23 protein-coding genes are annotated in these 21,723 nt (G+C 71.1%); 11 read left to right on the forward strand and 12 right to left on the reverse strand.

Going from position 1 to position 21,723, the window contains the following annotated elements; all coding sequences use genetic code 11:
* The first annotated feature begins 194 nt into the window (after positions 1 to 194).
* Genes M1L60_RS39075 through M1L60_RS39085 form a run of 3 tightly spaced genes read left to right on the forward strand, consistent with a single transcriptional unit; the run spans position 195 to position 3,219 of the window.
* A complete protein-coding gene (locus M1L60_RS39075) occupies positions 195 to 704 on the forward strand; it encodes a SigE family RNA polymerase sigma factor (RefSeq protein ID WP_253242624.1) in 510 nt (169 codons plus the stop codon).
* A complete protein-coding gene (locus M1L60_RS39080) occupies positions 701 to 2,095 on the forward strand; it encodes a hypothetical protein (protein WP_253242625.1) in 1,395 nt (464 codons plus the stop codon). The genes M1L60_RS39075 and M1L60_RS39080 overlap by 4 nt, the downstream gene beginning before the upstream one ends.
* Positions 2,096 to 2,133: 38 nt before the next feature.
* Entirely contained in the window at positions 2,134 to 3,219 is a 1,086-nt protein-coding gene (locus M1L60_RS39085) for a winged helix DNA-binding domain-containing protein (protein WP_253242626.1), read from the forward strand.
* A gap of 8 nt (positions 3,220 to 3,227) precedes the next feature.
* Here the strand turns inward: M1L60_RS39085 and argH are convergent, their stop codons facing one another.
* Genes argH through argC form a run of 8 tightly spaced genes read right to left on the reverse strand, consistent with a single transcriptional unit; the run spans position 3,228 to position 11,508 of the window.
* Positions 3,228 to 4,649 carry an argininosuccinate lyase gene (gene argH, locus M1L60_RS39090; RefSeq protein ID WP_253242627.1) on the reverse strand — a complete coding sequence of 474 codons (1,422 nt, stop codon included), beginning with the start codon at positions 4,647 to 4,649 and terminating at the stop codon, positions 3,228 to 3,230.
* 6 nt (positions 4,650 to 4,655) lie between these two features.
* A complete protein-coding gene (locus M1L60_RS39095; protein ID WP_253242628.1) occupies positions 4,656 to 5,858 on the reverse strand; it encodes an argininosuccinate synthase in 1,203 nt (400 codons plus the stop codon).
* Between the two features lie 12 nt (positions 5,859 to 5,870).
* Positions 5,871 to 6,380, reverse strand: a complete 510-nt coding sequence (locus M1L60_RS39100; protein WP_253242629.1) for an arginine repressor — start codon at positions 6,378 to 6,380, stop codon at positions 5,871 to 5,873.
* Positions 6,377 to 7,306 carry an ornithine carbamoyltransferase gene (gene argF, locus M1L60_RS39105; protein WP_253242630.1) on the reverse strand — a complete coding sequence of 310 codons (930 nt, stop codon included), beginning with the start codon at positions 7,304 to 7,306 and terminating at the stop codon, positions 6,377 to 6,379. The genes M1L60_RS39100 and argF overlap by 4 nt, the downstream gene beginning before the upstream one ends.
* On the reverse strand, positions 7,303 to 8,457 hold the full coding sequence (locus M1L60_RS39110) for an acetylornithine transaminase (RefSeq protein ID WP_253242631.1): 1,155 nt from the start codon (positions 8,455 to 8,457) through the stop codon (positions 7,303 to 7,305). Before M1L60_RS39110 ends, argF begins: the two co-directional genes overlap by 4 nt.
* The gene (argB, locus tag M1L60_RS39115; protein ID WP_438862202.1) at positions 8,454 to 9,341 is read right to left on the reverse strand and encodes an acetylglutamate kinase; all 888 of its coding nucleotides are present in this window, start codon (positions 9,339 to 9,341) and stop codon (positions 8,454 to 8,456) included. The genes M1L60_RS39110 and argB overlap by 4 nt, the downstream gene beginning before the upstream one ends.
* A complete protein-coding gene (gene argJ / locus M1L60_RS39120) occupies positions 9,338 to 10,510 on the reverse strand; it encodes a bifunctional glutamate N-acetyltransferase/amino-acid acetyltransferase ArgJ (RefSeq protein WP_253242633.1) in 1,173 nt (390 codons plus the stop codon). The genes argB and argJ overlap by 4 nt, the downstream gene beginning before the upstream one ends.
* Entirely contained in the window at positions 10,507 to 11,508 is a 1,002-nt protein-coding gene (gene argC / locus M1L60_RS39125) for an N-acetyl-gamma-glutamyl-phosphate reductase (RefSeq protein WP_253242634.1), read from the reverse strand. Before argC ends, argJ begins: the two co-directional genes overlap by 4 nt.
* Before the next feature lie 137 nt (positions 11,509 to 11,645).
* Here argC and M1L60_RS39130 point away from each other — a divergent pair, with 137 nt between their 5' ends.
* The 3 genes from M1L60_RS39130 to M1L60_RS39140 all read left to right on the forward strand — a co-directional run bounded on the left by M1L60_RS39130 (position 11,646) and on the right by M1L60_RS39140 (position 14,944).
* Complete coding sequence (locus tag M1L60_RS39130; protein ID WP_253242635.1) at positions 11,646 to 12,317, forward strand: Crp/Fnr family transcriptional regulator; 672 nt, start codon at positions 11,646 to 11,648, stop codon at positions 12,315 to 12,317.
* Positions 12,318 to 12,343: 26 nt separating this feature from the next.
* Entirely contained in the window at positions 12,344 to 12,577 is a 234-nt protein-coding gene (locus M1L60_RS39135; RefSeq protein ID WP_253242636.1) for a hypothetical protein, read from the forward strand.
* Between the two features lie 114 nt (positions 12,578 to 12,691).
* Positions 12,692 to 14,944 carry an exo-beta-d-1,3/1,6-glucosidase gene (locus tag M1L60_RS39140; protein ID WP_253242637.1) on the forward strand — a complete coding sequence of 751 codons (2,253 nt, stop codon included), beginning with the start codon at positions 12,692 to 12,694 and terminating at the stop codon, positions 14,942 to 14,944.
* Here M1L60_RS39140 and M1L60_RS39145 read toward each other — a convergent pair.
* Positions 14,934 to 15,647 (reverse strand): GNAT family N-acetyltransferase, encoded by a 714-nt coding sequence (locus M1L60_RS39145; protein WP_253242638.1) that lies wholly within the window; start codon positions 15,645 to 15,647, stop codon positions 14,934 to 14,936. The genes M1L60_RS39140 and M1L60_RS39145 overlap by 11 nt on opposite strands.
* Before the next feature lie 9 nt (positions 15,648 to 15,656).
* Here M1L60_RS39145 and M1L60_RS39150 point away from each other — a divergent pair, with 9 nt between their 5' ends.
* From M1L60_RS39150 to M1L60_RS39160, 3 genes are read left to right on the forward strand one after another with little or no spacing between them, the layout of a single operon-like run.
* Positions 15,657 to 16,370, forward strand: coding sequence for a SanA/YdcF family protein (locus tag M1L60_RS39150; RefSeq protein ID WP_253242639.1), 714 nt, complete (start codon positions 15,657 to 15,659; stop codon positions 16,368 to 16,370).
* A 22-nt stretch (positions 16,371 to 16,392) separates the two neighbouring features.
* Complete coding sequence (locus M1L60_RS39155) at positions 16,393 to 17,568, forward strand: acyltransferase family protein (RefSeq protein ID WP_253242640.1); 1,176 nt, start codon at positions 16,393 to 16,395, stop codon at positions 17,566 to 17,568.
* Between the two features lies 1 nt (position 17,569).
* Positions 17,570 to 18,037, forward strand: a complete 468-nt coding sequence (locus tag M1L60_RS39160) for a GNAT family N-acetyltransferase (RefSeq protein ID WP_253242641.1) — start codon at positions 17,570 to 17,572, stop codon at positions 18,035 to 18,037.
* Here the strand turns inward: M1L60_RS39160 and M1L60_RS39165 are convergent.
* The gene (locus tag M1L60_RS39165; protein ID WP_253242642.1) at positions 18,025 to 18,489 is read right to left on the reverse strand and encodes an SRPBCC family protein; all 465 of its coding nucleotides are present in this window, start codon (positions 18,487 to 18,489) and stop codon (positions 18,025 to 18,027) included. The genes M1L60_RS39160 and M1L60_RS39165 overlap by 13 nt on opposite strands.
* Positions 18,490 to 18,565: 76 nt before the next feature.
* Here M1L60_RS39165 and M1L60_RS39170 point away from each other — a divergent pair, with 76 nt between their 5' ends.
* Positions 18,566 to 19,924: a M20/M25/M40 family metallo-hydrolase gene (locus M1L60_RS39170; protein ID WP_253242643.1), complete on the forward strand. Its 1,359-nt coding sequence runs from the start codon at positions 18,566 to 18,568 to the stop codon at positions 19,922 to 19,924.
* A 58-nt stretch (positions 19,925 to 19,982) separates the two neighbouring features.
* The gene (locus tag M1L60_RS39175; RefSeq protein ID WP_253242644.1) at positions 19,983 to 21,050 is read left to right on the forward strand and encodes a DUF3616 domain-containing protein; all 1,068 of its coding nucleotides are present in this window, start codon (positions 19,983 to 19,985) and stop codon (positions 21,048 to 21,050) included.
* Here the strand turns inward: M1L60_RS39175 and M1L60_RS39180 are convergent.
* Together M1L60_RS39180 and M1L60_RS39185 are read right to left on the reverse strand one after the other, a co-directional pair.
* Complete coding sequence (locus M1L60_RS39180) at positions 21,047 to 21,439, reverse strand: PIN domain-containing protein (protein WP_253242645.1); 393 nt, start codon at positions 21,437 to 21,439, stop codon at positions 21,047 to 21,049. The genes M1L60_RS39175 and M1L60_RS39180 overlap by 4 nt on opposite strands.
* The gene (locus M1L60_RS39185; protein WP_253242646.1) at positions 21,436 to 21,702 is read right to left on the reverse strand and encodes a ribbon-helix-helix domain-containing protein; all 267 of its coding nucleotides are present in this window, start codon (positions 21,700 to 21,702) and stop codon (positions 21,436 to 21,438) included. The genes M1L60_RS39180 and M1L60_RS39185 overlap by 4 nt, the downstream gene beginning before the upstream one ends.
* Positions 21,703 to 21,723: the final 21 nt, after the last annotated feature.

Genomic DNA, 21,723 nt, shown 5'->3' on the forward strand with positions numbered 1-21,723 from the left:
AACCAGGCAGGTCACCGCCTGTCTGTGCCACCGGGCACCCGCTCCCCAGCGCTTCCCCACCGTAACGCCTTCGTCACATAACGGATACCGGGCTGTCCGATCAAACGACCCAAGTACACCGGTTCCGCCGAGCCGCACGGCCTTCCTCCTAAGAGGACTCAACCTTTTCCGGCCCGGGAGGCGTTGAGCGCATCATGTCAACACACTCACCGGCGGACGACGGCTTCCGCGCCTTCGTCGAGCAGCAGTGGGGGCCGCTCGTGCGGGTCGCCTATCTGCTGACCGGCGACCGCGGTCACGCCGAGGACCTGGTCCAGGCCGCCCTGGAGAAGACTCACCGCAAATGGGGGCGAGTCTCGCGGATGGATGCTCCGGTGGCATATGTCCGCAAGGCGATGGTGAACACCGCGACCTCGTGGCGCCGCCGCCGGCGGGTCAGCGAGGTGCCGCTGCTGGTCACCGACTCGCCCGCGGTCGACGCGTACGGGTCGATCGAGCAGCGGCAACAGGTGGTCGCCGCGTTGCGCACCCTGCCGCCCCGGATGCGGGCGGTGCTGGTGCTGCGCTACTTCGCCGACCTCGGCGAGGCGGAGGTGGCCGACCTGCTCGGCTGCTCGGTCGGCACCGTCAAGAGCCAGGCCTCACGCGGACTCGACCGGCTCCGTGCGCACCTCGACCCCGTACCGGAAAGGACTCGCGCATGACCGGGAACACCGAATCGACGCTGAAGAACGTGCTCGAGGCCGAGGCCGGGATGCTCGACGTGACCGACGACCCGTGGTCGGGCTTCGAACGGCGCGAACGCAACCACAAGCGCCGGCGGCGCGCAGTGGCGGCCGGAGTCGTTGTCGCGCTGGCCGCGGCGGGCGGAGTGCAGGCCGGGCTCGTGCCGCTGCCGGGTTGGGCGCCGGGGATCCAGGTCGCCGGGTTCAACGCCGCGCTGGCCGAGGGGCCGGTACGCGGATCACTGGCCGGCGACAAGGCGCTGCTCGAAGGCGTGCGGCAAGAGATCAAGGACGTCGAGGACCCGGACGAGACCTGGCGGGTCGCCGACCGCGAGGCGATCAAATTCGTGTACGCGGCCGACGTGGGCAACGAGCGGCTGGTGCTCGCGCTCGTGCCGCTGCGGTTCGGCTTCCTCGAGGACAACTCGCTGATCTGGTACACCGGCGAGGCGGGAGCCCCGGCCTCGAAACTGACCGAGAGCGGTCGCACCGACGGCGGCGACTCCGTGGTGACCTACGGCGGCACTACGGCGGATCGGCCGGGCACCCTGGTCGTGGTCGGCCCGCGCGGGTCGACGGTCTCGGTGAGCCAGGGTTTCCGGTACACGCCCGAGGGCACGGTCGAGCACGGCCCGGCTCAGGTGCAGCCGGCCGGCACCGGGCTGGCCGAGCTGACGGTGCCGCCGTCGCCCACGCCGGTCGAAATGAAGGTCACCGTCACTTCGGGCCCGGACACCATTTACGACGGAAACGCCAATCTCGGGTGGGCGGGCAACTCCCCCACCGGATTGCCCGAGTTGAGCGACGCGACCCTCGCGGCGGCGCTGGGCGACCGGGACCTCGACCGCGCGATCCTGCGCAGCTGGGTGAATCACGCCCTGTCGGACGCTCGGCTGGGTCCGGACGGTACGGCAGTCACCGTGCGCTGGACGGGCACGGTCAACGGGCAACCCGCGGCGCTGTTCACCATCCAGCCCAGGGGCGGTGGTGTGCTGGCCTACGCGATCCACGGGGTCGAGACCTCGTACCGCCAGGATCTGCGGCTGCTGCTGCCGGTGCCGGGGGTGGCCGAGCGGCCCATCGCGTGGCGGATGCGGGCCGAGGGCAAGGACGACCGCACCGACCGGGTCATCGTGACCGCGCCGGTCGGGGCGGAGCGGGTCGAGCTGCAGATCGGCGGGGCGGCACCGGTCGCGGTGGCGCTCGACGGGACGGGCGCGGGCACGGCCGCGGTCCCCGGCTCGGCCGAGGCGCGAGTCACCGCCTACGGGAAAAATGGGTCGATCATGGGTAGTACGCCCGTGCCACCGTTCGAGACGGACTCGGGTGGTCTGCCGGGCGACACGGAGAAGACTCGGGTCGTGGGTTGAGGCCGGAAACTGGCCTCAATGGACCGTAGCGTCGGGGCATGCTCACTCGACGGCACCTCAACCGGGCCACGCTGGAGCGGCAGATGCTGCTCCAGCGGGCACCGGTGGGCACGACGGAGGCCCTGCGGCAAGTAGCCGGGCTGCAGGCGCAAGAGGCGCAGAGCTGGTACGTCGGCTTGTGGAGCCGCCTCGCCTCGTACGACCCGACCGAGACGTCGCAATTGCTGGGCGACGCGGCGATCGTGCGAGTCGGCCTGATGCGCAACACGATCCACCTGGTCACCGCCAACGACGCGCGATGGCTGCGCCCCCTGGTCGACCCGGTCATCGAGCGCAGCACGATGGGCGCCTTCCGCCGCGGCGTCACCGGCGTCGACCGCGCCGACCTGGTGGCCGCGGCCCGGCAGATCCTCGCCGAACGGCCGATGCAGTTCGCCGAACTCGGCCGGGCCCTCGAGAAGCACTTCCCGGGCCGCGACCCGGCTTCGCTCGGCTACGTGGCCCGCGCCTGGCTGCCCCTGGCCCAACTCCCACCCCGCGGCCAGTGGCGCCGCTCGGGCCGCGCCCTGCACCTGCCCCTCGACGAATGGTTGAGCATGGCCCCGCCCTCGGATGACGCGCCGGAGTCGACGCCGGAGCGGTTGTTCCTGCGCTACCTGGCCGCGTTCGGGCCGGCGACCGTGGCCGACTGCCGGCAGTGGTCGGGCCTGACCAAACTGGGCGAGGTCGCCGACCGGCTGCGCCCCCAGCTGGTGACGTTCCGCGACGAGCAAGGCCGCGAACTGTTCGACCTGCCCGATGCGCCCCGCCCCGACCCGGAGATCCCGGCCCCCGTGCGTTTTCTGTACGGCTTCGACAACCTGCTGCTGTCGCACGACGACCGCACCCGCGTGGTCGACGTCGACTACACCACCCAGGGCTTCAGCTACGACTCGAACGTGCAGCCGAGCTCACTGCTGGTCGACGGTTTCGTCGCCGCCACCTGGAAACTGACCGGCGACCGCCTCACGATCCGCCCGTTCCGCCGCCTGACCGCGAGCGAGCGCAACGACGTCGAGGCCGAGAGCGCGGCCCTGCTCGCCTTCCTGGCGCCGGGACGCGCTCACGACCTCGTCATCTCCTAGCGATTCGGTTAGCGGGGCACGACCTTTTCGACCGCCCACTGGCGCCAGGTGTCGAGGCGGTGCTGCACCTGGGCCAGCTGGTCGGCGACCGGGCCGGGGCCGGTCGAGCCGGGTGTGGTGCGCGAGGCCAGGGCCGACTCGACCGTGAGGACCTGGCGCACCGACGGGTCGAGGTGTTCGCTGACCGTCTTGAGGTCGTCGTCGGTCAGGTCCTCGAGCTCGCACTCGCGCACCGAGCAGAGCGCCACCAGCTTGCCGGTGATCTCGTGGGCCTCGCGGAACGGGACGCTCTTGCGGACCAGCCAGTCGGCGACCTCGGTGGCCAGCGAGAAGCCGACCGGGGTGGACGCGGCCAGCCGGTCGACCCGCACGGTCATGGTCGAGACCATGCCGGCCAGTGCGGGCAGCAGCAGTTCGAGGGTCTCGATCGCGTCGAAGACGGGCTCTTTGTCTTCCTGCATGTCGCGGTCGTAGGTCAGCGGCAGGCCCTTGAGCATGGTCAGCACGGTGACCAGGCCGCCGATGAGCCGGCCGCTCTTGCCCCGGGCCAGCTCGGCGATGTCCGCGTTCTTCTTCTGCGGCATGATCGACGACCCGGTGGCGAACGCGTCGTCGAGCTCGACCCAGCCGAACTCGGTCGACGTCCACAGCACGACCTCTTCGCCCAGCCGGGAGAGGTGCACGCCGATCAGCGCGGTGATGAACAGGAACTCGGCCACGAAGTCGCGGTCGGCCACGGCGTCCATCGAGTTGGGCGCGGGCGCGGTGAAGCCCAGCTCCTTCGCGACGGCGGCCGGGTCGAGCGGGAGCGACGAACCGGCCAGCGCGCCGCTGCCCAGCGGCGAGACGGCTGTGCGGACGTCCCAGTCGCTCATCCGGTCGAGGTCGCGCAGCAGCGGCTGCACGTGGGCCAGCAGCCAGTGCCCGAACGTGACCGGCTGCGCGTGCTGCAGGTGGGTCATGCCGGGGGCGGGCGTGTCGACGTTGCGGGCCGCCTGCTCGGTCAGGGCGTCGGCCAGCTCGACCAGCGCCACGGCCAGCCCGCGGGCGTGGTCGCGCAGGTAGAGCCGCAGGTCGGTGGCGACCTGGTCGTTGCGCGAGCGGCCGGCCCGCAGCTTGCCGCCGAGGGCGCCGAGCCGTTCGAGCAGGCCCCGCTCGAGGGCGGTGTGCACGTCCTCGTCGTCTATGGTCGGCCGGAACTCGCCGGACGCGCAGGCCGCCTCGAGGTCGTCGAGCGCGGCCAGCATCTGGCCCAGCTCGTCGGGGTCGAGCAGCCCGGCCGCGGCCAGCACCCGGGCGTGGGCCCGGGAGCCGGCGATGTCGTACGGGGCCAGGCGCCAGTCGAACTGCACGCTCACGGACAGGCGGGCCAGGGCGTCCGCCGGGCCGCCGGCGAACCGGCCGCCCCACAGGGAAGTCTTCTCAGTCATCGGGGGTCAGTCTGCCAGTCGCTGGTTCCGGGCCGACGCCATGCGCGACGGCAAGCCCCAGAGCTGCACGAATCCCTTGGCCAGGGACTGGTCGAACGTGTCGCCGGTGTCGTAGGTAGCCAGGCCGAAGTCGTACAGGCTGGCCTCGGACCGCCGGCCGGTGACGGTGGCCCGGCCCGCGTGCAGGGTCAGGCGCACCTCGCCCGAGACGTGCTGCTGACTGTCCTCGATGAAGGCGTCCAGCGCCTGCTTGAGCGGCGAGAACCAGAGGCCGTCGTAGATCAGCTCGCCCCAGCGCTGGTCGACCGAGCGTTTGAAGCGGGCCAGGTCGCGCTCGACGGTGACGTTCTCGAGCTCCTGGTGGGCCGTGATCAGGGCGATCGCGCCCGGCGCCTCGTAGACCTCGCGGCTCTTGATGCCGACCAGCCGGTCCTCCACCATGTCGAGGCGGCCGACACCCTGGGCCCCGGCCCGGCGGTTGAGCTCGGTGACGGCCTGGAACGGGGTGACCGTCTCGCCGTCGAGGGCGACCGGGTTGCCCCGGTCGAAGGTGATGACGACCTCGTCGGGGTCGCGGGTGACGGCCGGATCCTGCGTGTACGAGTAGATGTCCTCGATCGGCGGGTTCCAGATGTCCTCGAGGAAGCCGGTCTCGACCGCGCGGCCCCACAGGTTCTGGTCGATCGAGTACGGCGACTTGTGCGACACGTCGATCGGCAGGCCCTTCTCCTCGGCCAGCGCGATCGCCTTGTCCCGGGTCCAGGCGAAGTCGCGGGCCGGGGCGACGACCTTGAGGCCGGGGGCCAGCGCGCCGATGCCGACCTCGAAGCGCACCTGGTCGTTGCCCTTACCGGTGCAGCCGTGCGAGACGACCGTGCCGCCGTACTGCTTGGCCGCCGCGACCAGGTGCCGCACGATCAGCGGGCGGCTGAGCGCCGAGACCAAGGGGTAGCGGTCCATGTAGAGGGCGTTGGCGCGCAGGGCGGGCAGGCAGAAGTCGGCCGCGAACTCGTCGCGGGCGTCGACCACGATGCTCTCGGCCGCCCCGCAGTCGAGCGCGCGCTGCCGGATGACCTCCATGTTCTCGCCGCCCTGGCCGACGTCGAGGGCGACGGCGATGACCTCGCCGCCGATCTGGTCGGCGAGATACGGGATGGCGACGGAGGTGTCGAGCCCCCCGGAATAGGCAAGAACGACCCGCTCGCTCACGGGAGGCTCCTCTCAGAAGTGACGGTATTCCGCGTTCGGCTTGTCGGAGTGGTGGCCGGCCCAGTCGGCCAGCTTGCCGGCCAGCGCCTTGCCCCCGGTGGCGTCGCGGGCGACGACGAGGATCGTGTCGTCGCCGGCGATGGTGCCGACGACGTCGGTCAGGCCGGCCCGGTCGAGTGCGCTGGCCAGGAAGTGGGCGGCGCCGGGCGGGGTACGCAGCACGGCGATGTTGCCGCTCGAGTCGACGCCGGTGAGCAGTTCGCGCAGCAGCCGCAGCAGCCGGGCCGGGCCCTGCTCGGTGGTCTCGCGCAGCGGGCGCTTGCCGTCCTCGGGGATCAGGTAGGCGCCGCTGACCTTGACCGCGCCCAGCTCTTCCAGGTCGCGCGACAGGGTGGCCTGGGTGACCTGCACGCCCTCGCCGGCCAGCAGATCGGCCAGTTCGGTCTGCGAGCGGATCGCCTTGTCCCGGATCAGCTCGACGATCCGGGCATGCCGGCCCGCGCGGGTCACCGGCCCGGTCACTGCGAGTTCACCCCCAGCAGCCAGGCCAGCAGCGCCTTCTGGGCGTGCAGCCGGTTTTCGGCCTGGTCGAAGACGGCGCTGTGCGGGCCGTCCATGACCTCGTCGGTGATCTCCTCGCCGCGGTGGGCGGGCAGGCAGTGCAGCACGATCGCGTCGTCCGCGGCGGCGCCCAGCAGCTTGCCGTTGACCTGGTAGGGCCAGAACGGGGTGAGCCGGTCGCGGCCGTCGTCCTCCTGGCCCATCGAGGTCCACGTGTCGGTGGCCAGCACGTCGACGCCGTCGGCGGCCTCGAACGGGTCGCGCAGCACCTCGACCGAGCCGCCGGTCCAGGCCGCGATCTCGGCCGCGTGCGCCACCACCTGCGGCGCCGGGTCGAAGCCGGACGGGCCGGCCACCCGCACGTGCATGCCCGCGGTCGCGCCGGCCAGCAGATACGAATGGGCCATGTTGTTGGCCGCGTCGCCCACATAGGCCAGCTTGCGGCCCCGGGGCGAGCCGAGCCGCTCGCGGATCGTGAGCAGGTCGGCCAGCAGCTGGCAGGGGTGGAAGCCGTCGGTCAGGGCGTTGATCACCGGGACGTTGACGTCGGACGCAAGCTCGGTCAGGCGCTCGTCACCGGTGGTGCGGAAGACCATCGCGGCCACGTAGCGCGAGACGACCCGGCCCGCGTCGCTGAGCGACTCGCCCCGGCCGAAGTGGGTGGCGTGGGTGTCCACGATCATCGGCTGACCGCCCAGCTCGGCGATGCCCGCCTCGAACGAGAGCCGGGTGCGCAGGCTGACCTTGTCGAAGAACACGGCGACCGAGCGCGGGCCCGCGAGCGGCTTGTATTTGAAGCGGTCGGCCTTCATCTCGGCCGCGAGGTCGAGCACGGCGTTCTGCTCGTCGGGCGTCAGGTCGTCGTCGCGCAGGAAGTGACGGGTCACAGCACACCACCCAGGGCCGCGATGAGGGCGTCGGCCTGCTCGGTGCTGATGATCAGCGGCGGCGCGAGCCGGATGACGTCGGGCTGCGGGGCGTTCACGAGGAACCCGGCCTCCTTCAGGGCGGCGGCGATGCGGTTGGCCTCGGGCTCGTTGAGCACGATCCCGAGCAGCAGGCCGGCGCCGCGCACGTGGTTGATCAGCGGGTGGTCAAGGCCTTCGATGCCGTGGCGCAACTGCTCGCCGACCCGCTTGACGTGGTCGAGCAGGCCCTCGCCGGCGATCGTGCGGACGACCGCGAGACCGGCCGCGCACGAGACCGGGTTGCCGCCGAACGTGGTGCCGTGCGAGCCGGGGGTGAGCAGGTCGGCGGCCGGGCCGAAGGCGATGCAGGCGCCGATGGGCAGGCCGCCGCCGAGGCCCTTGGCCAGGGTGATGAGGTCGGGCTCGACGCCCTCGCTCTGGTGGTGGAACCAGTGGCCGGTGCGGCCGATGCCGGTCTGCACCTCGTCCAGCACGAGCAGCGCGCCCTTGGCCGTGCAGATCTCGCGGGCGCCGGCCAGGTAGCCGGCGGGCGGGACGACGACGCCGTTCTCGCCCTGGATGGGCTCGAGGATCACCATGGCGGTCTCGTCGGTGACGGCGTCCTCCAAAGCCGACAAATCACCAAAATCGACGTGCTCGACCAACCCGGGCAACGGCCGGAACGGATCCGCTTTTGAGGGCTGGCCGGTCAGCGCGAGCGCGCCCATGGTGCGTCCGTGAAAAGCACCATGAGTGGCGACGACGTGGGTGCGACCGGTCAGGCGGGAGATCTTGAAGGCGGCCTCGTTGGCCTCGGCCCCCGAGTTGGTGAAGACGACCCGGCCCGCCCGGCCGGCCAGCGCCAGCAGCAGCTCGGCCAGGGCGACCGGCGGCTCGGCGACGTAGAAGTTGGAGACGTGGCCCAACTGCTGGATCTGCTGGGTGACGGCGGCGACGACGGCCGGGTGGGCGTGGCCGAGCGCGTTGACCGCGATGCCGCCCAGGAAGTCGACGTACTGCTTGCCGTCGTCGGCGGTCAGCACCGCGCCCTCGCCGCGCACCAGGGCGGCCTGCGGGGCGCCGTAGTTGTTCATGCCCGCCTGCGACCAGCGTTCGATGAGCGAGCTCACGAGGGGACCACCATTGTTCCGATTCCTTCCGGGGTGAAGACTTCGAGCAGCGTGGAATGGGCGACGCGGCCGTCGATCACGTGGGCCGCGGGCACTCCCCCGCGGACCGCGCGCAGGCAGGCCTCCATCTTGGGTGCCATGCCGCTCTCGAGCCGGGGCAGCAGCTGGGCCAGCCCGTCGGCATCGATCTCGGTGACCAGCGACGATGTGTCGGGCCAGTCGGTGTAGAGGCCGGGGACGTCGGTCAGCACGACCAGTTTCTGCGCGCCCAGCGCCTCGGCCAGCGCGGCCGCGGCGGTGTCGGCGTTCACGTTGTGCACCACGCCGTCGGCGTCGGGGGCGACGCTGGCGATGACCGGGATGCGGCCGGCCGCGATCAGGTCGTCGACGGCCGACGTGTCGACCCGGTCGACATCGCCGACCAGGCCGATGTCGACGATCTCGCCGTCGATCAGGGCACCTCGGCGGACGGCGGTGAACAGGTGGGCGTCCTCGCCCGAGAGCCCGACGGCGAGCGGGCCGTGCCGGTTGATCAGCCCGACCAGCTCGCGGCCGACCTGCCCGGTCAGCACCATGCGGACGACCTCCATGGCCTCGGGCGTGGTGACCCGCAGCCCGCCGCGGAACTCGCTCTCGATGCCGAAGCGGTCGAGCATGCGGCTGATCTGTGGGCCGCCGCCGTGCACGACGACCGGGCGGATGCCGGCGTAGCGCAGGAAGGCCATGTCGGCCGCGAACGCCTGCTGGAGCTCGGGATTGATCATGGCGTTGCCGCCGTACTTGATCACGATGGTCGAGCCGTGGAAGCGCTCGAGCCACGGCAGCGCCTCGATCAGGACCTCGGCCTTTTGCACCGGGCCACTCACAAGCGATCTGTCGGTCATGACGAGTAGGCCGAGTTCTCGTGCACGTAGGCGTGCGACAGATCCGTGGTCCAGATCGTCGCCTCCATCTCGCCCTCGCGCAGGTTGACCGTGATCTTGACGTCGCGCCCGCTCAGGTCGACCTTGGACCGGTCTTCCGCGGCCGCGCCGCCCTTGCAGATCCACACGTCGTTGATCGCCACGTCGACCCGGTCGGGCTCGAAGCGGGCCGCCGTCGTGCCGACCGCGGCCAGGATGCGGCCCCAGTTGGGGTCGTTGCCGAACAGGGCCGTCTTGACCAGGTTGTTGCGGGCGACCGTGCGGCCCACCTCGACCGCGTCGGCCTCGCTGGCCGCGCCCTTGACCTCGATGGCGACGTGCTTGGTGGCGCCCTCGGCGTCGGCGATCAGCTGCTGGGCCAGGTTGTGGCAGACCTCGGTGACGGCGGCCGTCAGCTCTTCGGCCGTGGGCTGCACGTCGGAGGCGCCGCTGGCCAGCAGCAGGACCGTGTCGTTGGTGGACATGCAGCCGTCGGCGTCGATCCGGTCGAAGGTCAGCCGGGTCGCCTCGCGCAGGGCGGCGTCGAGCACCTCGTTGCCCGCGCTGGCGTCGGTGGTGATGACGACGAGCATCGTGGCCAGGGCCGGGGCCAGCATGCCGGCGCCCTTGGCGATGCCGCCGACCGACCAGCCGTCGCCCTGGACCACGGCGTTCTTGGCCACGGTGTCGGTGGTCATGATCGCCTCGGCCGCGGCCGGGCCACCGCTGGCGTTCAGCCCCTTGGCGGCCGCCGCGACACCGGGGAGCAATTTGTCCATCGGGAGCAGCTCGCCGATCAGGCCGGTGGAGCAGACGGCCACGTCGCCGGCCCCGATCAGCTGGGGCTTGGGCGCGCTGCGCAGCACCGTCGCCGTGTGCTCGGCCGTGGCGTGCGTGTCGCGGAAACCCTGCGAGCCGGTGCAGGCGTTGGCGCCGCCCGAGTTGAGGACCACGGCCCGCACGATGCCGCCCTTGAGCACCTGCTGGCTCCAGAGCACGGGCGCGGCCTTGACGCGGTTGCCGGTGAAGACGCCGGCGGCGGTGAAATCGGGGCCGTCGTTGACGACCAGGGCGACGTCGAGGCGGCCGGACGGCTTGAGCCCGGCGGCGACGCCGGAGGCCCGGAAGCCCTTGGGGTGGGTGACGGTCACGGTGCGACTCCGAAGACGGACAGGCCCATCGTTTCGGGCAGGCCGGACATGAGGTTGGCGCACTGCACCGCCTGGCCGGCGGCGCCCTTGCCAAGGTTGTCGAGCGCGCTGACCACCACGATGCGGCCGGAGTCGACGTCGACGGTGGCCTGGAGGTGGCACGAGTTGGAACCGGCGGTGGCGGCCGTGTGCGGCCACGCACCTTCCGGCAGGACGTGAACGAAAGGCTCGTCGGCATAGGCCGCGGCCAGAACGTCACGCGGGTTGCCCTCGGCCGCGAAACGCGCTGTGACGGTGGCCAGGATGCCGCGCGGCATCGGAGCGAGCACCGGCGTCATCGACAGCGACGTCGCGCCGGTCGCCTGCTTGATCTCGGGGACGTGCTGGTGGGCGCCGACCTTGTAGGGCGAGAGGTCGCCCATGATCTCGCTGGCCAGCAGGTTCACCTTGGCCGAGCGGCCCGCGCCGGACGTGCCGGAGGACGCCACCACGACCACGTCGGCCGGGTCGGCCAGCCCGGAGGCGATCAGCGGGGCCAGCGCGAGTGTGATGGTCGCCGCATAACACCCCGTGTTCGCCACCCGGTCGGAGGCGGCGATCAGCTCGCGTCGGCCGGGCAGCTCGGGCAGACCGTAGGTCCACGTGCCGGCGTGCGCGCCGCCGTAGTAACGCTCCCACAGCGCGGAATCCTGGAGTCGGAAGTCGGCCCCCAGATCGACCACCTTGACCGACTCGGGCAGCTGGGCCGCGAGCGCGGCCGACTGACCGTGGGGCAGGGCCAGAAACACCAGGTCGGCCTCGCTCAGCGCCGCCGCGTCGGTCGCGGTGAGCGTGAGGTCGAGACCGGCCAGCTGGGGGTGCACGGCGGTGACGTGCGACCCGGCCTGCGTGTGTGCCGTGGCCGCCACGAGCTCGAACTCGGGGTGCCCGGCCAGCAGGCGCAGCAACTCGCCCCCGGCATACCCACTTGCCCCCGCGACTGCGACCCGAATTCCCATACCAACCTCCGCATGACTATGCAGAGGACCGTATCAAGCCGCCCACGACGGGGGCAACCACGTAACGCCGCGAGTCGCTGGTCACATCGTGACGCTGAGCGCTGGCGCGGGCACCGCTGGTGCGGTGTTCTCTCAAGATGAGCACGCTCGAGACGTGGCCGCGGGGATCGCTGCTGGCCGGGCTCACCGAACCCACCGTCCGGGCCCTGCTGCGGCTGGGCCCGGAACAAACGATGCCGACCGGCGGCATCCTGATGCGCGAGGGCAGCGCCGAGTCCGACGTCGTCGTCATCCGGCGCGGCGTGGCCAAGGTCTCGACCGGCAAGTCGCTGATCTCGATCCGGGCCGCCGGCGACCTGGTCGGCGAGATGGCGGCGCTGGACGGCTCACCCCGCTGCGCCACCATCACCATGGCCGGCCCGGGCCGCGTGGTGATGATCCCGGCCGAGCGGTTCACCGCGTTCCTGGGCCGCCATCCGGACGCCGCGCTGGCCGTGGCCACCATGGTCGCCACCCGTCTGCGCTGGTCCAACCGCCGGCAGACCGACTTCACGGTCTATCCGATCCGCGTCCGGGTGGCCCGGATCCTGACCGAGCTGACCGAGCAGCACGGCCATCCGCTGGGCCACGGCGCCCTCGAACTGGGCGTGCGCCTCACCCAGCCCGAGCTGGCCACCCTGTGCGGCGCGGCCGAGGGGTCGGTCCACAAGGCCCTGCGCGAGCTGCGTGACGCCCATCTCGTCAGCACCCGTTACGGCCGCATAACCGTGTGGGACCCGCAACGCCTGCGCGCCGCCGCGCGGGCCTGAACCGGATTTGGTGGTAAGACTGGCCCATGGCTGACAAGACGATCATCGCGCTTCGCGAGGCTGCCCTGGCCTATGCCGAGGCGGTCCGCACCACCCAGCGGTTCTTCGACCGCCTCGAGGATTCTTCCGACCCGTCGGTGCTGGTGGAGTACGCGACCTTGGCCGAGCGGGAGAAAGAGGCGGCCGAGGCCCGGCTCGACGCGCTCGAGGCGGCCGGCATCGAGGTGCCGAGCATCGACGAAAGCGATCCGGACAACTAAGTGAACAGTTCCGGAACCGGGGCGGGCTCCCGTAACCGGTTCCGTCCTGGAAGACTCCGGGTTGTTCGTGTTTCGATGACCGTGCCACCGCGGTCGTGACGACCGGAGGCACACGTGCCCACTGACGTCCCGTACCGGGATGAATCCCTCACCGTCGACGAGCGTGTCGACGACCTGCTGAGCAGGATGACTCTGCCCGAAAAGGTGGGTCAGATGCTCCAGCTGGATGCCCGGGGCGACGTGAAAGAGATCGTCAGCGAGAAGCTGGCGGGCTCGATCCTGCACACCTCGCCGGCCAAGATGCTCGAGGCGATCGACCTGGTCGCCAAGACCCGGCTGCAGATCCCGCTGCTCACCGCGGAGGACTGCATTCACGGCCACTCGTTCTGGCCGGGGGCGACGATCTTCCCGACCCAGCTCGGCATGGCCGCGAGCTGGGACGCCGACCTGATCGAGAGGGTCGCCCGGGTCACCGCCGTCGAGGTGGCGGCGACCGGCATCCACTGGACCTTCTCGCCCGTCCTGTGCATCACGCGCGACCTGCGCTGGGGCCGGGTCGACGAGACGTTCGGCGAGGACCCGTTCCTGATCGGCGAGCTCGGCTCGGCCATGATCCGTGGTTACCAGGGCGGCGGGCTCGACGACCCGACGGCGATCCTGGCCACGGCCAAGCACTTCGCCGGCTACTCCGAGACCCAGGGCGGCCGCGACGCCAGCGAGGCCGACATCAGCCGGCGCAAGCTGCGCTCCTGGTTCCTGCCGCCGTTCGAGCGGGTCGCCCGCGAGGGCTGCCGGGTCTTCATGCTCGGCTACCAGTCGATGGACGGCGTGCCCATCACCGCCAACAAGTGGCTGCTCAACGACGTCCTGAAAGAGGAGTGGGGCTTCACCGGCACCCTCGTCACCGACTGGGACAACGTCGGCCGCATGGTGTGGGAACAGAAGGTCTGCGCCGACTACGCCGAGGCCGCCGCGGTCGCCGTCAAGGCCGGGAACGACCTGGTCATGGTCACCCCGGGCTTCTTCGAGGGCGCGCAGGAGGCGGTCGAGCGGGGGCTCCTGCGCGAGGACGAGATCGATCAGGCCGTACGCCGGATCCTGCGCCTGAAGTTCGAGCTGGGCCTGTTCGAGAACCCGCGGGCGCCCGACCCCGAGCGCCAGCGGGCCGTGATCGGCGCGGCCGAGCACGCCGAGCTCAACCTCGAGGTCGCCCGCCGCTCGCTGGTGCTGCTCAAGAACGACGGCGTGCTGCCGGTCGAGCCGGAAGGCAAGTTCCGGCGCATCGCCGTCGTCGGCCCCAACGCCGACAACGTCTCGGCCCAGCTCGGCGACTGGGCCGGCGACTCGGGCCAGGTCGACTGGCTGCCCGACGGCCACCCGCGTGAGCTGACCGAGACGATCCTCGACGGCTTCCGCGCGGTCGCCCCGCCCAACTGGGTGATCGAGCACGCCCGTGGGGCCGACATCGAGCGTCTCGTGCCCGACCCCGAGGGTCACACCTACCCCGACGGCCAGCCCCGGCCGCCGATCTCCGTCGGCGCCCCGATCGACCACCACCTGATCGACGTGGCCCGCGACAAGGCGGTCCGCGCCGACTACGCGGTGGTCGTGGTGGGCGACACTGTCAACCTGACGGGCGAGCACAAGTCGACGGCCACGCTCGAGCTCCAGGGCGGCCAGATCGCGCTGCTCGACGCGGTGGCGGCGACCAAGACCCCGATGATCGTCGTGCTGGTCAACTCGAAGCCGACCGTTCTGCCGCCGTCGGCGCTGAACGCGGCCGCGATCATCCAGGCCTTCAACCCGGGCATGCGGGGCGGCCGGGCGATCGCCGAGCTGGTGCTCGGCCACATCGAACCCAGCGGGCGGCTGCCGTTGTCGGTGGCGCGGCACGTCGGTCAGCAGCCGGTCTACTACAACACCATCCGTGGGCAGCACGGCAGCCGCTACGCCGACCTCACGCAGGATCCGCTGTTCGCCTTCGGCGAGGGCCTGAACTACACGACCTTGACGTACGGCGATCTGACGGTGACCACGCCGTCCGTGCCGGCCGACGAGATCGTGCGGGCGACGGTCACGCTCACCAACAGTGGCGCCCGGCCTGCGCTCGAGACCGTCCAGGCGTACATCAGTGACCTGGTCACCTCGGTGACCTGGGCCGGCCGCGAGTTGAAGGCCTACCGCCAGGTCGAGGTGCCGGCGGGCGAGACGGTCACCGTCGAGCTCGAGGTGCCGGCGTCGGCGTGCTCGCTGGTCACCGCGGACGGGCGGCGCATCGTCGAGCCGGGCGACTTCGAGCTGCTGGTCGGCCCGAGCTCGCGCGAGCGCGACCTGCTGCGGGCGCCGTTCCGGATCGTCAGCCCGTGACCTGGTGCGCGGCCGCCAGGGGCTTCAAGGCGAAACCCAGTTTGCGGTACGTGGCCACGGCCGCGACGTTCCAGTAGTCGGCGAACAGCGCGACCCGGTCCCGCCCGGTCAGCAACTCGCCCGTCACGAAGGCGCACAGCGTCGCCGCCCGTCCCCGACCGCGCTGGTCGGATCGGGTGGCGACGCCGCCCATCAGGCCGACCCGCGGGCTCGACCAGGCGTCGGCGGCCACCGCGGCCAGGGCGCCGGCCTCGTCGCGCTGGGCCGCCCACCTCGTCACGCCCGGGGCGCCGGGCCGGGCGTACGAGTCGGGAAAGTCCTTTTGCAGCAGCGCCTCGACTTCGGGCAGATCGTCGTCGGTGAGCCAGACCCCGCTGCCTCCCGCGGGTGCCGTCGCCGTCTCCATCCACGCGAAACGCCCCGCGACTGACAGCTCGGGCATCAGCTCCGCGGTCTCGACGACCGTGGTCTCGGGGCCGAACGGGCGGTAGTTCGGGCCGACCTCGGGCAACACCCGGCGCAGCAGCCCCGCGAGGGCATGCGGCTCGCCGTGGATCGCCACCCGATCGTGCCGGGAGAGGGCCGGGACAGCGACCGCGGCCGCGGCGGGCTCGATCCAGATCCGTACGCCGGGCCGGTCCGCCGCCCATCGCAGGAACGGGTCGTCCCCGGTGGCGACGGCAAGATCATCGATGCTGGGCACGATCCCATCATGACGTTGACACCGGCTGGCATCGTCGGTCGGGTGCCGATCATCTCCCGTCGCCGCCTGCTGCGCCTCGCGGTTCTCGCCGTCGTCCTCACCGTCGCCGTGGGCGGGCTGACCTCCGCGGGCGGCGAGTTGTGGACCCGCGCCGCCGCCCACGGCCACGTCTACAGCGAGGCCGACGTGCCCGCAGCGCCGGTCGCGCTCGTTCTCGGGGCCGAGGTGTACCCGGACGGGCAGCCCTCGCCTTTCCTGGCCGCCCGGCTCGACATCGCCCGGCGCCTGCTCGAGGCGGGCAAGGTCAAGGCGATCCTGGTCTCGGGCGACCACAGCCGCTGGGAGTACGACGAGCCCGGCATGTCCGAGGTCTACCTGGTCGCCCGGGGCGTGCCGGCCTCGCGGATCGCCCTCGACTACGCCGGCTTCGACACCTACGACTCGTGCGTGCGGGCCGAGAAGATCTTCGGGGTCCGCCAGGCCATCGTCGTCACCCAGACCTACCACCTCGACCGCGCGGTCGCCCTGTGCCGCAGCCAGGGCATCGAGGCCACCGGCGTCGGCGACGACTCGGTGAAGATCTACAAGGATCCGTGGCGCAACTCGGTGGTCCGCGAACGCGGCGCCATCGTCAAGGCCGTCACCGACGTCGTCTCCCACCGCGACCCGGTCTTCCTGGGCCGCCAGGAAACCACGGTGCAGGAGGCCCTCGCCTCGTCCTGACGCCTCGCGGTAGCTTCACGCGATGGCGGGGGACGATGCGCGACGGCCCGAGCTGGATGCGATCCGCCTCGTGGTCGTGCTGGGGCTGGTGTTCTTTCACAGCGCGCTCGTGTTCGACGAGCGGGACGACTTCTACGTCAAGAATCCGCAGACGACCGAGGCTGTGACCTGGCTGGCCGGGCTGGGCGTGGTGTGGGCGATGCCGGCGCTGTTCCTGATCGCGGGCTTCGGGGCGTGGCACTCGATGCGGCGGCGGGGCGGCGGCGGATTCGTGCGGGAACGGTTGCTGCGCCTCGGTGTGCCGTTGGTCTTCGCAACGCTGACCATCGTTCCGGTGCCGCAATGGCTGCGGTTGAGGGCGGCCGATCCGGGCTACGACGAGTCGTATGCGCGGTTTCTGCTGCACTATTTCGACGTACACCTGAGCTTGGCCGACTTTCCGTTCCTGGTGCAGGGCGACTACTTCGAGACCGGGCACCTGTGGTTCGTCGTGCTGTTGCTGACGTTCTCGCTGATCTTGGCCGCTGTGGTGCGATGGCTGCCGGTCACGCGGCTCGGCTTCGTCTCCCGCCGGGGCGCGCTGCTCGTGGTCCCGGCCATTCCGCTGATCGTCGTCGGCGCGTTGCTGGGCATGGAGGAATCGTTCGCGGGCTGGAGTCGATGGGCGTACCTGCTGCTGTTTCTGTACGGTTTCGTTCTGGCCGGTGACGACCGCTTCCGTACGGGAATGCGGCGCGACGCCAAACCGGCCGCCATCATCGGTTTCCTGCTGTTCGGCGCCTCCGGCGCCCTGCTCGGCTCGGCCGACGGCGAACCGTTCACCGACATGACGGCCCACGCGATCGCCGCCCGCATCGTCTTCGCCGCCGCCGGTTGGTGCTGGCTGGTCGCCATTCTGGGCCTGCTGGACCGTGGCCCCCATAAGGCCGCCAACCCGACCGAAACTGCCGGCCCCGGCCGATCGATTGCGGTGCGAGAACAACGCATCTACGCCTATCTGGCGACCGCGGCCTTGCCGCTCTACATCCTCCACCAGCCGATCGTCGTGACGGTGGCCTACTTCGCCGTGCGCTGGAACGCTCCGATGCTCGTGAAATACCTGGTGATCGTCGCACTTTCCTTCGCCGTCATGTTCGCCGTCTACGACCTGCTGGTCCGCCGCACCGCCGCCACCCGCTTCTTGTTCGGCATGCGCTGACATGCGCAACGAACTGACCACGCCGAGGCTGTCGCTACGCCCGTTCACCCTCGATGACGTCGACGACCTGCACGCCCTTCTCGCCGACCCCTTGACCCACACGATCGGCGCGGGTCCGTTCACTACCGTGGCCCAGACCGAACAATGGATCCGCAACCGCATCACGGCCCAGCGGGACCACGGCCTGATCTGGTACGCCGTCCATGACAAGGGCACGCTGATCGGCAACTGCGGTCTGTTCCGCGGGCGGGCCGGCATCGAGATCGGCTACCTGATCCACCATTCTCGGCGCGGCCTCGGCTACGCCTCCGAGGCAGCCGCCGCTGTGCTGGAGGAATGCCGGGCGGCCGGAATCGGGCCGGTGTGGGCGACGATCCGGCCCGGCAATGCGCCGTCGATTCGGATCGCGGAACGCGTCGGCCTGCGCTTAGCCCGTACCGAAAAGGGTCTGTTGGTCTATGTCGCCTGACGCTGCCAGTTGCGGAAGACGAAGCGGTGCACCGACTTCAGGCCGACCCAGAGCGCGGGATAAAGCACCCCGGCGAACCGATTGCGTACCGAAACCGTTGTCGTGCGGGTGATCCGGGTGCCCGTGCCCTCCGGGGTCAACTCGAACGTGTCGCCCAGACGGTCGACGAAGCGGTCGAAGCAGAGGTCGGTCTCCTCCATGTGGAAGGCGAGCCGGGCCGGCGGCTCCCAGATGTCGATGCGCTGGCGGATGGTGCCCTGTTCGGAGACGCACTGGCGCGTGGCGCCGACCTCGCCCGAACCCGCGCCCTCGGGCAGCCGGCACTCGGTCGGGCGCGGCGTCCCGAGATAGAACACCGGGCAGCGCGGGGTCAGCTCGACGCGCGAGTCGCACAGGGCGGGCCACATCTCGGCCGGGCTCTGCGGGACGCTCCACCGCGTACGCACCATCATGATCCGACTCTGACCGGGCGTGCCAAGACATAGATGAGCGTGGACATCTGGACGAGCGAGGACCAGAGTGGACGGCATGGCCCAGTCGAGTCGGCGTACGTTTCTGACGGTGTCCGCGGCCGCGGCGGCCGCACCCCTGGTCGCGGCCCCGGCGGCCCGGGCCGGGACGGCGCCCGGTGGTGAGCTGAAGGCGATCCTGCGCGAGATCGAACCCCGTCGGGTCGAGGCGATCGTGCGTAAGCTGGTCTCGTTCGGCACCCGGCACACCCTGTCGAGCCAGGACGATCCGGTGCGCGGGATCGGGGCCGCGCGCGACTGGATCTTCGCCGAGTTGCAGCGGTACGCCGCCGCGTCCGGTGGGCGGATGACGGTCGAGCTGCAGTCGTTCGTGCAGCCGGTGTCGCCGCGGATCCCGGCGCCGACCACGATCACCAACGTGGTGGCGACGCTGCGCGGCAGTGTCACGCCCGAGCGGATCTACGTGGTCACCGGGCACTACGACTCGCGGGTGACCGACGTGATGGACGCGGTCAAGGACGCCCCCGGCGCCGACGACGACGCGTCCGGCGTGGCCGTGATCATGGAGTTGGCCCGGGTGCTGGCCACCCGGCGGCCCGAGGCGACCATCGTGTTCGCCGCCGTGGCCGGCGAGGAGCAGGGCCTCTACGGCTCCGACCACCTGGCCCAGAGCTACAAAGACCGGAACGCCGACGTGCAGGCGATGTTCAGCAACGACATTGTCGGAACCGGCGACGCGCACGACGGCACCCGGCCCGCCAACCGGTCGGTGCGGCTGTTCGTCGAGGGTGTGCCCACCTCGGAGACGGCGGCCGAGGCGAGCATCCGCAAGAGTGTCGGCGGCGAGAACGACGGGCCGTCGCGCCAGCTCGGGCGGTTCGTCGAGGATCTGCGGACCGACCTCGACGTCCGGGTCATCTGGCGCCGCGACCGCTACCTGCGCGGCAGCGACCACATCTCGTTCCTGCTCCGCGGCTATCCGGCGGCCCGTTTCACCGAGCCCCGCGAGAACTTCGCCCACGAGCACCAGGACGTCCGGGTCGAGAACGGTGTCCAGTACGGCGATCTGATCGAATTCTGCGACTTCGGGTACATCGCGCGGGTCGCCCGCACCAACGCCTCCGTGCTGTGGTCGCTCGCCCAGGCCCCGGGCACGCCGAAAGGCCTGGTCATCGACACCACCCAGCTGACCAACGAGACCACCCTGCGCTGGCAGCCCGGAACCGAACCCGACCTGGCCGGCTACGAGGTCGTCTGGCGCGAGACGACCGCCCCCGACTGGCAGCACGCGCGGTCCGTGGGCCGGGTCGACGAGGTCACCATCGACCTCTCCAAAGACAACGTCTTTTTCGGCGTACGGGCCGTGGACACCGACGGTCACCGCAGTCCGGCCGCCGCGCCTCGCCCGTCCAGCTGATTTCGTCATCTCGTCAGCGGAGGCCCGGGGGTGGCTCCCCGGTGCGACGATGATGACCATGACCTTGGAACACACGGTCCGGCTGCGCTTCGGGGACAAGTCGCGCGCCGCGGCGACGCACACCAACCTCTCCGCCGTACGCCTCGACGGACCCGTGCTGTGGATCGCGGGCGACGAGACGGCGACCGTGGAACGGCTGGTCGCCGACGACCCGGCCCGGCCCACCGAGTTCGGCGACGAGACGACGTACCGCCTGGGCGATTTCATCACCCTGCCCGGCACCGACATCGAGGAGGAGGCCGACGTCGAGGGGCTGGCCCGCAGCGGGCCGTTCCTGTGGGCGATCGGCTCGCACAGCCTGCGCCGCAAGCAGATCAAGGAGAGGCACGAGGGGGCCAAGGCGCTCAAGCGGCTGGCGCGCATCGAGGGGCAGGAGAACCGCCAGATTCTCGTCCGCCTGCCGATCGCGGACGTGGACGGCCTGCCGACGCCCGTACGGGAGATCGAGGTCGACGGCGAGAAACACTACGCGGCCGCCCTGGGCGGGCCCGACGACCTGCGCCGGCTGCTGCGCAAGGACGAGCACCTGGCGCCGTTCCTGGCCATCCCGGGCAAGGACAACGGGCTCGACATCGAGGGCATCGCGGTGGCCGGCGACCGGATCTACCTGGGGCTGCGGGGGCCGGTGCTGCGGGGCTGGGCGTTCGTGCTCGAACTGCGCCCCTACATCGACCCCGACGAGCCGACCCGCTTGCGGCTGCACGAGTTCGCCGACGGCTTCACGTACCGCAAGCACGTGCTGAAGCTGGACGGGCTCGGCGTCCGGGATCTCTGCCCCGACGGCGACGACCTGCTGATCCTGGCCGGTCCGACGATGGACCTGGACGGCCCGGTCCGCGTCTACCGCTGGCACGACGCCTGCCGCTCCGAACAGCCGACGATCGTGCGCGGCGACCTGATCAGCCGGGTCCTCGAACTGACGTACGGCGAGGGCGACGACCACGCGGAAGGCCTCAGCAACTACGGCGACGGCCGCCTTTTGGTCGTCTACGACAGCCCTGCCGCCGTCCGCCTGACCGAGGACGACGCCGTCATCGCCGACGTCCTCCGCCTGCCAAACAGCTAGACGCGGCGTACGACCAGCCCGGGCTTGACATCGGCGGCGGTTCCCAGCGCCGTGATGTCGCCCGGGTCGCTGGTGAAGACGATGGCGCCGTTCGCCAAGGCAACCGTGACCACCGTGGCATCGACGACGTCCCGCGTTCCCGCCTTGCCGCACAGCACGCCCGCGGCCTTCGCCGTTTCGAGCCCGACCGGGACGACCTCACAGCTGTGCAGGAACTTGCCGAGGCGCACCTGGCGCCGGGCGTCACGCCACGCCTGAGCGACGACCACGGCCGGGACGAGAAGGCGGCGCCCCTCTTCCAGCGCGAGGTGGTGGATCACCCACATCCGGCGATCGTTGCCGTCGACGGCGAGCAGAACGCCGGCGTCGTACACATACGGGATGCTCACGCCGCAGCCGACGGGGAGACGCCGAATGCCTCTGCGTCGGCGGCAGCCATCTCGGCGCGGGCCGCAGCCAGTTCCTCAACGGTGAAGGCCCCGTGCTCGGCCTGCCACTCGGCCACCACGTGCCGGCCGAGCCGCCGGCGCAGTTCGTTCTCGGCCGCGTTGGCGACCAGCCGCGACAGGGGCACACCGTCCTCTTGAGCCGCCGCGCCGAGCGCCTCGACCAGATCTTCGGGGAGCGTCACGGTGACCTTCTTGGAAGCCATACAAACACCATACATAGGTAT

The organism is Paractinoplanes aksuensis, assembly GCF_024137025.1.
Taxonomy (GTDB): domain Bacteria; phylum Actinomycetota; class Actinomycetes; order Mycobacteriales; family Micromonosporaceae; genus Actinoplanes; species Actinoplanes aksuensis.